This is a genomic window from Cereibacter sphaeroides 2.4.1, from assembly GCF_000012905.2.
GTDB lineage: Bacteria > Pseudomonadota > Alphaproteobacteria > Rhodobacterales > Rhodobacteraceae > Cereibacter_A > Cereibacter_A sphaeroides.
This window is the reverse complement of sequence record NC_007493.2, coordinates 1,746,460-1,759,194: the sequence shown is the minus strand read 5'-3', so window position 1 is coordinate 1,759,194 and position 12,735 is coordinate 1,746,460. Positions and strand designations below refer to the sequence as shown.

Genomic DNA, 12,735 nt, shown 5'->3' with positions numbered 1-12,735 from the left:
GCCGCTCCGTCAGACGGCCGCCAGATGCAGCGGGCGCATGGGCAGCTGCGGCACGGCATCGATCACGATGTCGTCCGGCACGATCCGGCCTCCCTCGTGCAGGACGAGGGCGCGCTGGATGACATTCTCCAGCTCGCGCACATTGCCGGGCCAGTCGTGGGCGAGGAGCGTCTCGAGCGCCTCGGGCGTCAGCAGCGGCAGCGCGAGCTCGGCCGGGCAATGGCGGCGCAGAAGCGCCACGGCCAGCGCCGGAATGTCGTCGGGGCGCTCGCAGAGCGGCTTCGTCGTCAGCGGGAAGACATTCAGCCGATACCACAGATCCTCGCGGAAGCGGCGGGCGCGGACCTCCTCGGGCATGTGCCGGTTCGAGGTGGCGACGATGCGCACATCGACGGGCACCTCGGTCTGGCTGCCGAGCGGCGTCACCCGCCGCTCCTGCAGCACCCGCAGCAGCTTCGACTGCAGCCCCATCGGCATTTCCGACACTTCGTCGAGCAGGAGCGTGCCGCCCTCGGCCGCACGGATGATGCCCTTGTTGGCGCCCGAGGCGCCGGTGAAGGCGCCCTTCTCATGGCCGAAGAGCATGGCTTCCAGCATGTTCTCGGGGATGGCCGCGCAGTTGATCGCGATGAAGGGGGCGGCTGCGCGGCGGCTCGCCTCATGCACCTTGCGCGCCAGCACCTCCTTGCCCGAGCCGGTGGGCCCGTTGATGAAGACGGTGACATCGGTGCGCGCCACGCGGGCGGCGAGGTCGATCAGCGCGCCGGTCGCCGCATCGGCCGCCACCATGGCCGAGACCTGCGAGGCGAGGAGATCGGTCAGCGCCAGCAGCGCCGCGTCGCGGTGGGGCGCCGTGCCTGTGGGCCGGGGCAGCGTCACGCGGAGGAGCCGGCCGCCCAGTTCCGAGGAGACCGCGAGCGCGGCTGCGCCTTCCTCGACGACCACCACGCCGCGGGCGCCCGCGGCCCGGGCCAGTTGGGTCACGCCCACCGTGCCGCCCGCCTGCGCCTCATGGTGGGCCGAGCAGGCCAGCACCGACACCGGGCCGCCGTCCGGCCCCGAAAGGCGCACGCGCCTGCGGGCGAGCAGCCCCTCGAGCGCCGCAGCGGCAGCAAAGTCGGTTCCGATGATCTGGATGGCGGCCATTTCTGCTCCTCGACGCTTCCTGTCTCTCGTCAGCCTAGAGGCAGGGATCGTGCCAACACGGGCGGCGCACGAAGAAAATTTTTCACCGCGCTCTAAAACGGGCGGCGCGCCTGTCGATAAGGCGGGAACCGGGGGCGTGCTGCGCGCATTGTCGGGATATTGACCGCTGTCCTCTGTCGAAGAACCGTCAGCGGCCCCTCTGCCCGCGGTCAGGGGCGGCTTTCCGACAGGTCTTTCGGCCAGCGAGGATCCCTGCCGCCGAGAGTGTCCCTGGCTTTCGCCGGTCCCTCGTCGCGCCGGTATGTATCCCGCCAGAGAAGCCCATACGAACGGATGTATCCGTTCCATCCCTCAGATGACTCACATCCCCCGCCGCAGCGCCGTTTCCCGTCCCACGGAACAAAGATTGCGGGGCCCCAAGCGTCATGTTGTCCAAGACCTACCATCTGAAATTTCCAAGTCTCGATGCCGCACAGATCGCCGTGCCCTTCGTGGTCGAGGCCCTCGGCAACGCGATCCCCACCTGCAATCTCAGCGGGTTGAACGTGCTGATCTCGAAGGAGGGCGACGTGTCGATCAATGTCTTCTTCCCGGCGATCGGGGAGCTGAAGAATTTCGAGAAGAAGCACGGCGGCTTCCTCGACACGATGAAGAAGACCTTCCTGTTCAAGTCCACGGGCTTCGACGGCGTCTGCATCTTCAACTTCGACCGCAGCGACGAAGCGGCCTGACCGCGGCCCCGCCCGAGAGCCATCCAGCCCCATGTCCCCGATCCTCTCCCTGTCCGTCCTGCCTCGACCGGCCTGCCGCGCCTCCGCCGGCGCGGATGCGGGCCGCGCGCGGCCCCGGGCCCTGCGTCATCCGGGGGGGCGGCCATGAGCGCGCCTGTCGAGGCCGGGCCCGACGGCGGGCTCCTGCGCGTCTCCTCCGAGAAGATCGGCCGGCTCATGGATCTCGTGGGCGAGCTCTCGCTTTCGGTGGCCGAGACGGTCCATTCGCCCGATCTGGAAGGGCTGGAGCTTCCCGCCTTCGACGGGGCCGTCCACCGGCTCCGGATGATCGTGCGCGAGGTGCAGGATGCCGCGACCGAACTCAGGCTCGTGCCGGTCGAGGAGGTGTTCAAGCGCCTCCGCCGGATGGTGCGCGAACTCGAGCGGCAGACGGGCAAGAAGATCGAGATGGTCTTCGAGGGAGCCGAGACGGCGATCGACAAGCTCGTGGCCGACCAGCTCTACGACCCGCTCCTCCATGTGGTGCGCAACTCGGCCGATCACGGGCTCGAACCGCCCGAGGAGCGCCGTGCGGCGGGCAAGCCCGAGACGGGACGGATCGTGCTCGCGGCCGCGCAGGCGGGCTCGGAGGTGCGGATCTCGGTGTCCGACGACGGGCGCGGCCTCTCGCGGCCGAAGATCCTGAAGCGCGCGCGCGAGCGCGGCCTCTTCGGTCCCGACGAGGAGCCCGAGCCCGCGACCCTCTGGAAGGTGATCTTCGAGCCCGGCTTCTCCACCGCCGAGGCGGTGACGAACCTCTCGGGCCGCGGGGTGGGGATGGATGTGCTCAACGCCACCATGACCGCCCTGCGCGGCCGCATCGGCGTCGACAGCCGCGACGGGCAGGGCAGCGAGGTCTCGCTCCACATTCCCGTCTCGCTGGCCTTCCTCGATTGCATCATCCTGCGTCTGGGCGCGCGGCTCTATGCGCTGCCCATCGACGCGGTGTCCGAGATCGTGCAGCCGAAGCCCTGCGACCTGATGGGCGTGGGTGCCGCCGGCGGCTCCGAGATGCTGAGGCTCCGCGGCCACTGGATCCCGGTCTGCCGGCTCGAGCGGTTCTACGGCGAGGCACCCTCGGCGGTCCCTCCGCCGGCGGGGCAGGTGCTGGCCGTGGTCAGCACCGCCACAGGCCTCATCGCGCTGCCGGTCGACGAGGTGCTCGACCGCCAGCAGGTGGTGATGAAACCCCTCACCGGCCGCCTTGCGCAGGTCCGCGCCAGCTGGGGCTGCGCGCTTCTCGGCACCGGCGAGGTGGCGCTCGTGCTCGACGGCAACCGCCTCGCGGCGGGAGGTGCGGCATGACGCTCCGCGAGGAGGCGGGCTACGAGGCGATCCGCGTCTGGCTGAGCCGGCGCTGCGGCATCGCCTATCCCGAGCACAAGGGCGAGCTTCTGCGCCAGCGGCTGACCCGCGTGCGCCGGGCCTACGATCTCGGCAGCCTTGCCGACATCGCGCTGCGCCTCGATGCCCAAGGCTCGCACGAGCTCGAACTGGCGGTGATGCATGCGGCCTCGACCAACCACACCTATTTCTGCCGCGAGCCGGACGTGCTCGACGCCTTCCGCGCCATGGTGCTGCCCGTGCTCGCGCGCCGCGAGCAGATCCGCATCTGGAGCGCGGCCTGCTCGAGCGGCGACGAGGTCTATACGATCGCCATGATGATCGCCGAGACGCTGGGGCCCGAGGGTCTTGCGCGGACCCAGATCCTCGGCACCGACATCAGCGCGCCCATGGTCGAGCAGGCCGAGCAGGGGATCTACCGCCGCCGCCATCTCGAACAGGTGCCCGATGCGGTGCTCCGGCGCTGGTTCGTGCCGCTGGGCGGCGGCAGCTACCGCGTGGCGCCCGAGATCGCGGCCGCCTGCACCTTCCGCCGGATGAACCTCAAGACCCGGCCCTTCCCCTTCCGCAAGCCGTTTCAGGCGATCTTCTGCCGCAACGTGCTCTATTACTTCGACCGGGCCGATCAGGCCGAGACGCTGCGCGCGCTCCATGCCGCGACCGAACCGGGCGGCTGGCTCGTCACGAGCGTCACCGAAAGCCTGCGCGGACACGAGACCGGTTGGCGCTCGCTCGGCGGCGGCCTCCATCAGAAGGAGGCCCGCTGATGAAGGTTGGCAATACCCTGATGGCCGCGAGGGCCCGCGAGGGGCGCACCCGCGTGCTGATCGTGGACGATTCCGCCATGGTCCGGCAGGCGCTGGCGCTGGGGCTTTCGACCGACCCGCGGCTCGAGGTGGTGGGCACCGCCTCGGGCGCCGAAGCCGCGCGCGCGCAGATGGCCGCGCTGAAGCCCGACGTGGTGACGCTCGATCTCGAGATGCCGCAGATGGACGGTCTCACCTTCCTGCGCAGCTACATGGAGAGCGCGCCGGTGCCCACGGTCGTCATCTCCTCGCTCACGCGGACGAGCGGCGAGACGGCCATGCGCGCCATGGAGGCGGGCGCCGTCGACATCATCTCGAAACCCTCGCTCGGCGCAGGCCAGGGGCTGCCCGCGATCATGCGCGACGTCTGTGCCCGGGTCTGGGCTGCGGCGCGCGCGCGGCTCGCGCCGCCCGACGGCGCGGCGCCCGCCCCCGTCGCGACCGGTGCCTCGGAGGACTGGATCCACGCGCTCGGCGCCTCCACCGGCGGGGTGCAGGCCCTGAGCCGCATCCTGCCCTTCTTCCCGGCCCAGTCGCCCGGCCTCCTCGTCGTCCAGCACATGCCCGAGGGCTTCACCGCGGCCTTCGCGCGCCGCCTCGATGCGCTCTGCCGGATGCGGGTGCGCGAAGCGGCCGACGGCGATCTCGTGCTGCCGGGCCTCGTGCTGATCGCGCCCGGCGGGCTGCGCCACATGGAGATCGAGCGGGCGGGCGGGGTCTGCCGGGTTCGGCTCGTGGCGGGGGCACCGGTCTCCTACTCGCGCCCCTCGGTCGACCGGATGTTCCTGTCGCTGGCCGCGGCCGCCGGTCCGCGCGTCTCGGCCGCGCTCCTGACCGGCATGGGGCGCGACGGCGCGGCCGGTCTTCTCGCGATCCGCCGCGCCGGCGGGCGCACCTTCGCGCAGGACGAGGGCTCGTCGGCCGTCTTCGGCATGCCGCTTGCAGCACGCGACCTGCGGGCGGCCGAAGAGATCCTGACGCTCGACGATATCCCGGCCCGCATGATGCTGGCCGCGGCGGCGGACACGCGGGCGCCCAGCCTCGCGTCAAACGACTGAACCAGAGGAGACGGCGTGATGCCCGAAGACCTGACCCGCACCGCCCGCGCCGAGGGCCAGCCGCTCTCCGAGACGGACAATGTCGAGGACATGTATCTCACCTTCGCGCTCGGCGGCGAGGATTACGGCGTAGGCATCGGCGGCGTGACCGAGATCGTGGGGATGCAGCGGATCATGGGCGTGCCGGATGTGCCCGCCTGGATCAAGGGCGTCATCAACCTGCGCGGCAAGGTGATCCCGCTCGTCGATGTGCGGCTGCGCTTCGGCATGGCCGAGCGCGCCTATGACGACCGCACGGTCATCATCGTGCTCGAGGTGGCGGCGGCCCCGGTGGGGCTGATCGTGGATGGCGTGAGCGAGGTGCTCGACATCCCGCCCGCCCAGATCGACCGGCCGGGCCAGTTCGGCCGCAGCCGCAGCCCGGTGATGGGCCTCGCGCGGGTGGGAGACCGGGTGACGATCCTGCTCGATGCCGAGGTGCTGGTGGCCGACGGCGATCTGGCGCTGCCCGCCGAGCTGGAGGCCTGAGCCTTGCGGGCGATGATCTGCAACCAGAAGGGGGGCGTGGGCAAGACCACCACCGCGGCCAACCTCGGCGCGGCGCTCGTCCGCGCGGGGGCGGGCCGGGTGCTTCTCGTGGATCTCGATCCGCAGATGCACCTGACGGCCGCGCTCGGCCTCGCCTCCGAAGAGCCGGGCTGGAGCGTCGCGGACTGGCTCGCGGGCCGGCCCGGCGAGCCTCTGGCCGTGCCGGACGAGCCCGGCCTCTGGCTGGTTCCGGGCGCGCCCGAGGCGCCCGCGGTGGTCGGTGAGGCCTTCCCCGACAGCGGCTTCGACTGGGTGCTGATCGACGCGCCGCCCAGCTGGTCGGACGGGCTCGCCCGCCTCATGCAGGGCGCCGACCTCGTGATCTGCCCGCTCGAGCCCGATTTTCTCGGGCTGCAGGGCCTGAACCGGCTCCTGCGCACCATGCAGGGCGCGGGCCTCGACTGGAGCCGCCTGCGCCTGCTCGCCACCCGCGTCTCGGACCGGCTCGCCGTCCACCGCGAAGTGCGCGCCCGTCTCGCCGAACGGTTCGGCGAGAGCTTCCTGCCGGTCGCCATCCGCTCCTCGGTCAAGCTCGCCGAGGCGCCGGGGCGGGGCCGGACCATCTTCACCCATGCGCCCGCCAGTACGGGCGCATCAGACCACGCAGCTCTCGCCCGCCTCCTCATGCCGAGCGGGCGCCGCGCCAGACGAAAGGGAACCAGGACATGACACGCCGCCCCAAGACGACCGCTCCGACGCCGGCCGCGGCGCCGCGCCTGACGAACGACCCGCTCGACTGGCTGGCCGCGCCCGAGACCGAGGCCGAGGCCGAGGCGCCCCTGCCCGCCGTGGCGCTCGAGCCCGCCGCCCCGCGCAAGCCCAGGGGCGCGCGCGCCGCCGCTCCGACCGCGAAGGCGCCGAAGGCGCCCCGGAAGCGCGTGGCCGCCAAGGCCGTGCCGGCCGCAGCCGTCAGGATCTCGGCAGACCCCGCACCCGCTCCGGCGCCGGCGGAGGCCCCGGCGGCCCCGCACGGCAATGACGGCGAGGCCGCGCGCGCCGTGGCCCGGCTTCTGGCCGAGGTGCGGATCGTCTCGGCCGCCCATGCCGCGGGCGATCTCGACCGCCGGATCGAGGCCTCGGCCTATCCGGGCGATCTGGGCGAGGTGGCCCAGGCGCTCAACGGCATGGTGGAGGGGCAGGTCCGCTCGCTCGAGGAGGCCGTGGGCTGCTTCGAGGCCATCGGCGAGGGCAATTTCGACGCGGGCATCCGCCAGTGGCCGGGCCGCATGGCCATGGTCAACCGCGTCATCGACCGGTTCCGCGCCAATATGAAGGCGGTGACGGCCGAGGTCGCCATGCTGTCGGACAGCATCGTCGACGGCCGCCTCGACCGGGAGGTGGACCTGAGCAAGTTCTCGGGCGAGTTCGTCGAGATCGTGCGCTCCTTCGAGCGGACCTATGCGAGCCTCAACGGCGTCTTCCGCTCGCTCTCGGTCCAGCTCGAACAGACCGCGCAGACCGTCTCGCAGGTGAGCCAGGCCTCGCAGTCGCTGGCCTCCAACTCGGCCGTGCAATCCTCGTCGGTGGACGAGGTCTCGGCCTCGGCCGAAGAGACCGACAGCCAGGTGAAGGCCAATGCCGCCGCCGCGCGCTCGGCAAGCCTGCTCGTCGAGGGGGCGGCCACCGTCGCCGCCGAAGGCCGCGAGAAGGTGACCGAGATGGTGCAGGCGATGGAGGGGATCCGCATCTCCTCGCAGGGCATCGCCAAGATCATCAAGGTGATCGATGAGATCGCCTTCCAGACCAACCTTCTGGCGCTGAACGCGGCCGTCGAGGCGGCGCGGGCGGGCCAGCACGGGCGCGGCTTCGCGGTCGTTGCCCACGAGGTGCGCAACCTCGCCGGCCGCTCGGCCAAGGCCGCGCGCGAGACGTCGGAGCTGATCGAGGATGCGGGCACCCGGGTGCAGGCCGGCGTGCGGATCGCGACCGAGACCTCGCGCTCGTTCGTCTCGATCGTGGACGACATCGAGAAGGTGAAGGCGCTGGTGCAGGACATCTCGCGCGCCTCGGACGAGCAGACGCGCAACGTGGCCCAGATCTCGACGGCCATCGGCGAGGTGGCGAAATCCGCGCTCTCGACCAGCCAGCAGGCGGATGAGCTGGCCTCCTCGGCCACCCAGATGCAGGCCGCGGCCGAGGCGATGCGGACCGAGATCGGTCGCTTCAAGCTGCGCGAGGCGCACGAGGGCGCCCTGACGCTGCCCGCGCTCGAGGCGCTGCCGCCCGAGATGCTGGCCCAGCTGCAGCAGATGGTGGCGGCCCAGATGGGCCTGCCCGCCGCCCGCCCGATCGCCGCGCCCGCCGGCGCCTTCCGGCCGGCCGGCGCCCCCTGCGCCGACCGCGACGAGCGGGGCTTCGGCGACTTCTGAGACGCGGCCGGCCCGGTGGGGCAGGGCTCCGGCCCGCCCGTCCGGACCGGCCCCTTCCGGGTCGCTTGCCCCCGGCCGGATCCCGTCCGGCCCCGCCGACCCGCCGGAGACCATCCGGCACCCTTCTTCCGCGCCGGGCCTGAGGCCTGCGCGGTGCCCTCCGCGGGACGATCCGTCCCGCACCGCCAACCACGGAGAGACCGATGCCCTACAATGTCATGATCGTGGACGACGCCGCCATGATGCGTCTCTATATCGCGAGCTTCATCAAGACCCTGCCGGACTTCAAGGTCGTGGCCCAGGCCGCGAACGGCCAGGAGGCGCTGGACAAGCTCGCCGCCCAGCCCAACGTCGACCTGATCCTGCTCGACATCGAGATGCCGGTGATGGACGGAATGGAATTCCTGCGCCACGCCAAGCTGAAGACCCGGGCCAAGATCTGCATGCTGTCCTCGGTCGCCGTCTCGGGCTCGCCCCATGCGGCGCGGGCGCGCGAGCTGGGCGCCGACGGCGTGGTGGCCAAGCCCTCGGGCACGGTCTCGCATGATCTCGAAGAGAAGACCGGCGGCGAGCTTGCCCGCACCATGCGGACGCTGATGGCCGCCTGAGGCGGCGCGCGAGAGGGAGGCACCCCATGTCCGACGCATTCGACGAGATGGACGAGATCTGGGCGCTCTATGCCGACGATGGGGCACAGGCGCTCAATGCGATGGAGGCCTCCCTTCTGGCGCTTCAGGCGGGCGAGGATGCCGCCGCCCATGTGGGGCCGCTCTTCCGGGCGGTGCATACGTTCAAGGGCAACTCGCGGGTGCTGGGCCTGTCGGTCGTCGAGAGCCGGGCGCATCTCTGCGAGGATCTGATCGGCCTCGTGCGCGACGCGGGCGTGCCGATGGACGGCGAGATCGTCGAGATCCTGCTCTTCGCCTCCGACACGCTGCGCGCGATGCTGGAGGAGACGGCCGCAAGCCGGGCCGATGTGGAAGGCACGGGCTCGGAAACGCTGATGGATCAGCTCCGGTCCAAGATCGCCCGCTGCAGCGGGGCAGGGGCCGCCACTGCGGAGGCGGATGCTGCTCCGGTAGAGGTGGATGCCGCTACGGCGGAAGAGAGGGCCGCCGCGACGGAGGCGGGGGCCGCTCCGACGGAGACGGGTGCCGCAGCCACCTCGGCGGCGGAGCCTTCCGCGGCGTGGGAGGGCAGCCCGGAGACAGGGGCGCCAGCCGCTGCCGCCGAGGTTCTGCCGGTGGCCGGGAAGGCGTTCCCGTCGGTTGCGGACATTCTCGATCTTCTGGACGACAGTGCCCTCCCCGACACCGGCGAGGCGGCGGAGGTGCCGCTCGAGGCGGGCGGCGGACCGGCCGGAGAGGGGCATGCCCCGGCCGGGTCTCCACCGGAGGCCGGCCCGGCTGAGACGCCGGTCCCTCCGGCCGCCGAGCCCGCGCGCCCGGCCGCGCGTCTGGCCGACGATCCCGTCTATCGCGCGATCTTCCGCGACATGGCGACCGCCGCGCTCACCCGCTTCCGGGCCCAGATCGACGCCTTCGCGACCGATCCCGGCGCCGCGGCACAGGGCGCGCGCGCCGAGGCGGACGGGCTCTGCCACGCCGCCCGGCAGATGGGTCTCGAGGACTGGGAGGCGGCGCTCGCGGCCTTCCTCTCCGACAGTCAGGGTCCCGAGCGGCTTGCGGCCCTCGTCTTCGAGCTCGAGTCTCTGGGAGACGAGCCCGCGCCGACGCCGCAGGTGGAGGAAAAACCCTTCTTTGCGGCCATTGCCGGGCCTCTGGCCGAGGTTGGCCGGCTGGGCCTGCGCCTGGCCACCGGCGAGCGGCCCGGGCCTGCGGAGCGCGAAGCCGCCGCGGATCCGCTCGGGCAGGCGGCCCTCGCTCAGGGCTATGTCCGCGTGGCCGAGGCCGCGCAGGCGCTGGCCGCGGCCGAAGGGGCCGAGCCCTTCGGCAGCGCCCGGCTCCGGCTCTACGAGGAACTTGCGGCGGTCGAGGCGCTGATGCCCGAGGCGGCCGTCGCCGCGGGCGTGAGCCCGGTCGGTCTGTTGCGTCGTCTGTGCGCCGCAGAGGCGGCCGAGACGCTGGCCGCGCTCGATGCCACGCTGAACGCCTTCCGGTCCGCCCCGCTCGCCGAGACCTTCGGCCGCTTCGAACGCCTCATGCGGTGCGTCCACCACGCCTGCGCCCATCATGCGCTGGACGCGGCGGCGCAGCTGGCCATGTCGCTCGTCGATCTCTTCGGCCGGGCCGAGGCCAAGGGCGCCATTCCCGATGCGATGCTCGTCCATATCGCCCGCGGCTTCATCGAGACGATCGAGCTGGCCTTCGAGGCGCTGGCGCAGGGCGAGACGCCCGCGATGGAGGTGCTCGACCGGCTGTTCGAGGAGGCGGCGAACGTCTGCTTCGTGTCGGACGGGCTGGTGACGGCGGGCGCCATCGAGCGGCGGCTGGGCCTGCCGGCCGATTTCCACCGTGTGCTCTCGCCCGAAAGCGTGCGCGCGGCCGTGGAGGAGATGGAGAAGGGCCAGCAGTTCTACATCGTCCGCACCGACATCAACAGCGACGACCGCACCGCCGAGGCCTTCCTCGACTGGCTGAGCGGCGATCAGGCGCGCTCGATCACCAACGTGACCGTGTTCCGCGGCACCGAGACGCTCTTCGATTTCCTGATCTCCTCGCGGCTCGGCGAGGCGGACCTGATCGAGGCGCTGGTGCGGATGGATCCGTCGGGCCGGCGGCTCTCGCTCACGCAGGCGCTCCGTCCCCGGCAGGACGAGCCCGCCCCGGTGGAGGCGCCGGGCGAGGCGCCGCTGGCGCAGGGGGCGGCGATCACGCCCGAGATGCTCGAGACCATCGGCGAGATCTCGGCCAATCAGGCCATGGTGCAGCATCTTCTGACCGAGCTGGCCGAGGCGGATCTCGCCGAAGCGACCGAGGCGCTGGTGCGGCAGGCGGCAGGCGACTGGGCCGCGGCCCGCGGGCCGGTGCGCGCGCTCCTCGAGGCGCATGGCGCGCGGCTGCAGGAGATCGTGCAGGCGGGCACCCAGCTCACCGCCCAGCTCGCGGCGCTGCAGGAAGAGACGGTGACGCAGCGCGCGCGTCCGGCCAGCACCGTGCTGCGGCCGCTGCGCACCTTCGCCGAGACGCTCGCCCGCCGCCGCCGCCGCGAGGTGTGCCTGACCACCTCCGGCGACGAGCTCGCGCTCGATCTGGCGCTGCTCGAACGGCTGCGCGGCTTCCTGCGCGGGCTCGTGGCCCTGCGCCTCGATCAGGATCGGGGCGCACCGGGGACGCTCCATGTGAGCCTCTGGCGCGACGAAGAGCGCGTGACGGTCCTTGTGCAGGACGATGGCGCGCCGGAGCCCGACAGCCCGGCGCTCGCCGATCTCGCAGCCGAGGTGGGGCAGGCGGGCGGCGCGCTCCGCTCGGTGCCGCTGCCCGGCGGCGGGATGCGCTTCCATCTCGGGCTGCCGCTGTCGATGGTGGTGCTGGAAGGGATGGTCGTGGGCGTCGACGGGATGCGCTATGTCCTGCCCGTCGAGTCGATCCGCACCATCCTTCAGGCCGATGCCGCCGCCGCCATGACGATCTCGGCCGCCGGCGGGCAGCGCGTCCTGCGGCTGAGCGAGACCGAGATCGTGGCGATCCATTCCCTGCGCGGCCACCCGCAGGAAGGCCACCGCGAGCGGCCCTGGCCCGCCTCGCGCCGGGTCTATGTGGTGCTGGGCACCGGGCCCCGGTCGGTGGCGATCCCGGTCGACGAGCTGGTGGGCCAGCAGCTCGTGCTGCTCCGGCCGCTGCGCGGCGTGCTGGCGCGGCTCACGCATCTGACGGGTCTCGCGCTGCTCGCAGGCGGCGACGTCGGCATGGTGCTTTCGGCCATTCGGATCTGCCCGCCGCTGCCTGCCGAAGCCGGCTGACCCGTTCCAAGGGATGTAGCGCCTCTCCCCAAGGAAAGAAGGCCGGGGGCATCCGTATCGGCCCCGCGCATGGCGATTGCCGGCCGCCGCGGCAGGGGGCAGACTTCCGGTACACCAGTGAGAAAGAGGCTTGCCCCATGTCCCGCGCCGTTGCCCGTCCGTCTGCCGCGTCTCTGGCGGTTCCCGGCCTCCGCGTCCTGGGGGAGGCGGCGGACAGCCTGCGTCAGGCCCTGCCGTCGCGGTCCGCCCGGGTGCTTGCGGGCCTCCGGCTGGGGATGATCGGCGATGCGGCGAGCGATGCGCTGGGCGGGGCGCTGCGTGCCATGGGCGCCTCGGTGGCGTCGGTGGCTCTCGACGGGCGCCGGATGCCGGCCGACCGGCGGCCGGACGCGGTCGTGATCTCCTGGCCCGGTGCCGCAGGCGCGGCGGCCGCCGAATGGGAGCAGGTGGCCCTCATGAAGCTCGACAACCCGCGCCTCATCGTGGTGCTGCTGGACGGGGGCCGCGGCCTCCTCGAGGCGCCCGACCACGACCTCCGCATCCCGCGCGGCAGCCCCGGCTCCGAGATCCGTGCGGCGCTGGCCGAGCTTCGTCGCCTGCGGCGCGAGCAGCGTCTGGCAGCTTCGGCCCGTTCGGACGTGGGCGCCCCGGTCTGCTCGCTCTTCCGCCGCCCGGCGCCCTCCGCGCAAGGGGCCTCCCTCTTCGCCCACGCCGCCTGACCGGCGCCGGCGG

11 protein-coding genes are annotated in these 12,735 nt (G+C 72.4%); 10 read left to right on the top strand and 1 reads right to left on the bottom strand.

Translation table 11 applies throughout. From position 1 onward, the window contains the following. Positions 1 to 9 precede the first annotated feature (9 nt). On the bottom strand, positions 10 to 1,146 hold the full coding sequence (locus RSP_RS08490; protein WP_011337955.1) for a sigma 54-interacting transcriptional regulator: 1,137 nt from the start codon (positions 1,144 to 1,146) through the stop codon (positions 10 to 12). 425 nt (positions 1,147 to 1,571) lie between these two features. On the opposite strand from RSP_RS08490, the gene RSP_RS08485 reads away from it, so the two are divergent. The 10 genes from RSP_RS08485 to RSP_RS08440 all read left to right on the top strand — a co-directional run bounded on the left by RSP_RS08485 (position 1,572) and on the right by RSP_RS08440 (position 12,722). Continuing rightward, on the top strand, positions 1,572 to 1,877 hold the full coding sequence (locus tag RSP_RS08485; RefSeq protein WP_002720198.1) for a hypothetical protein: 306 nt from the start codon (positions 1,572 to 1,574) through the stop codon (positions 1,875 to 1,877). A gap of 144 nt (positions 1,878 to 2,021) precedes the next feature. Continuing rightward, positions 2,022 to 3,221 carry a chemotaxis protein CheA gene (locus tag RSP_RS08480; protein WP_011337954.1) on the top strand — a complete coding sequence of 400 codons (1,200 nt, stop codon included), beginning with the start codon at positions 2,022 to 2,024 and terminating at the stop codon, positions 3,219 to 3,221. After that, positions 3,218 to 4,027 carry a CheR family methyltransferase gene (locus RSP_RS08475; RefSeq protein WP_002720196.1) on the top strand — a complete coding sequence of 270 codons (810 nt, stop codon included), beginning with the start codon at positions 3,218 to 3,220 and terminating at the stop codon, positions 4,025 to 4,027. Before RSP_RS08480 ends, RSP_RS08475 begins: the two co-directional genes overlap by 4 nt. Next, a complete protein-coding gene (gene cheB / locus RSP_RS08470; protein WP_011337953.1) occupies positions 4,027 to 5,124 on the top strand; it encodes a chemotaxis-specific protein-glutamate methyltransferase CheB in 1,098 nt (365 codons plus the stop codon). The genes RSP_RS08475 and cheB overlap by 1 nt, the downstream gene beginning before the upstream one ends. 18 nt (positions 5,125 to 5,142) lie before the next feature. Further along, a complete protein-coding gene (locus tag RSP_RS08465; RefSeq protein WP_002720194.1) occupies positions 5,143 to 5,652 on the top strand; it encodes a chemotaxis protein CheW in 510 nt (169 codons plus the stop codon). A gap of 3 nt (positions 5,653 to 5,655) precedes the next feature. Further along, a complete protein-coding gene (locus RSP_RS08460; RefSeq protein ID WP_017140234.1) occupies positions 5,656 to 6,381 on the top strand; it encodes a ParA family protein in 726 nt (241 codons plus the stop codon). After that, a complete protein-coding gene (locus tag RSP_RS08455) occupies positions 6,378 to 8,081 on the top strand; it encodes a methyl-accepting chemotaxis protein (protein WP_011337951.1) in 1,704 nt (567 codons plus the stop codon). The genes RSP_RS08460 and RSP_RS08455 overlap by 4 nt, the downstream gene beginning before the upstream one ends. 203 nt (positions 8,082 to 8,284) lie before the next feature. Further along, positions 8,285 to 8,689: a response regulator gene (locus RSP_RS08450; RefSeq protein ID WP_002720191.1), complete on the top strand. Its 405-nt coding sequence runs from the start codon at positions 8,285 to 8,287 to the stop codon at positions 8,687 to 8,689. Positions 8,690 to 8,715: 26 nt separating this feature from the next. After that, positions 8,716 to 12,003, top strand: a complete 3,288-nt coding sequence (locus RSP_RS08445; protein WP_011337950.1) for a chemotaxis protein CheW — start codon at positions 8,716 to 8,718, stop codon at positions 12,001 to 12,003. 137 nt (positions 12,004 to 12,140) lie between these two features. Next, the gene (locus RSP_RS08440) at positions 12,141 to 12,722 is read left to right on the top strand and encodes a hypothetical protein (RefSeq protein WP_011337949.1); all 582 of its coding nucleotides are present in this window, start codon (positions 12,141 to 12,143) and stop codon (positions 12,720 to 12,722) included. Positions 12,723 to 12,735 lie beyond the last annotated feature (13 nt).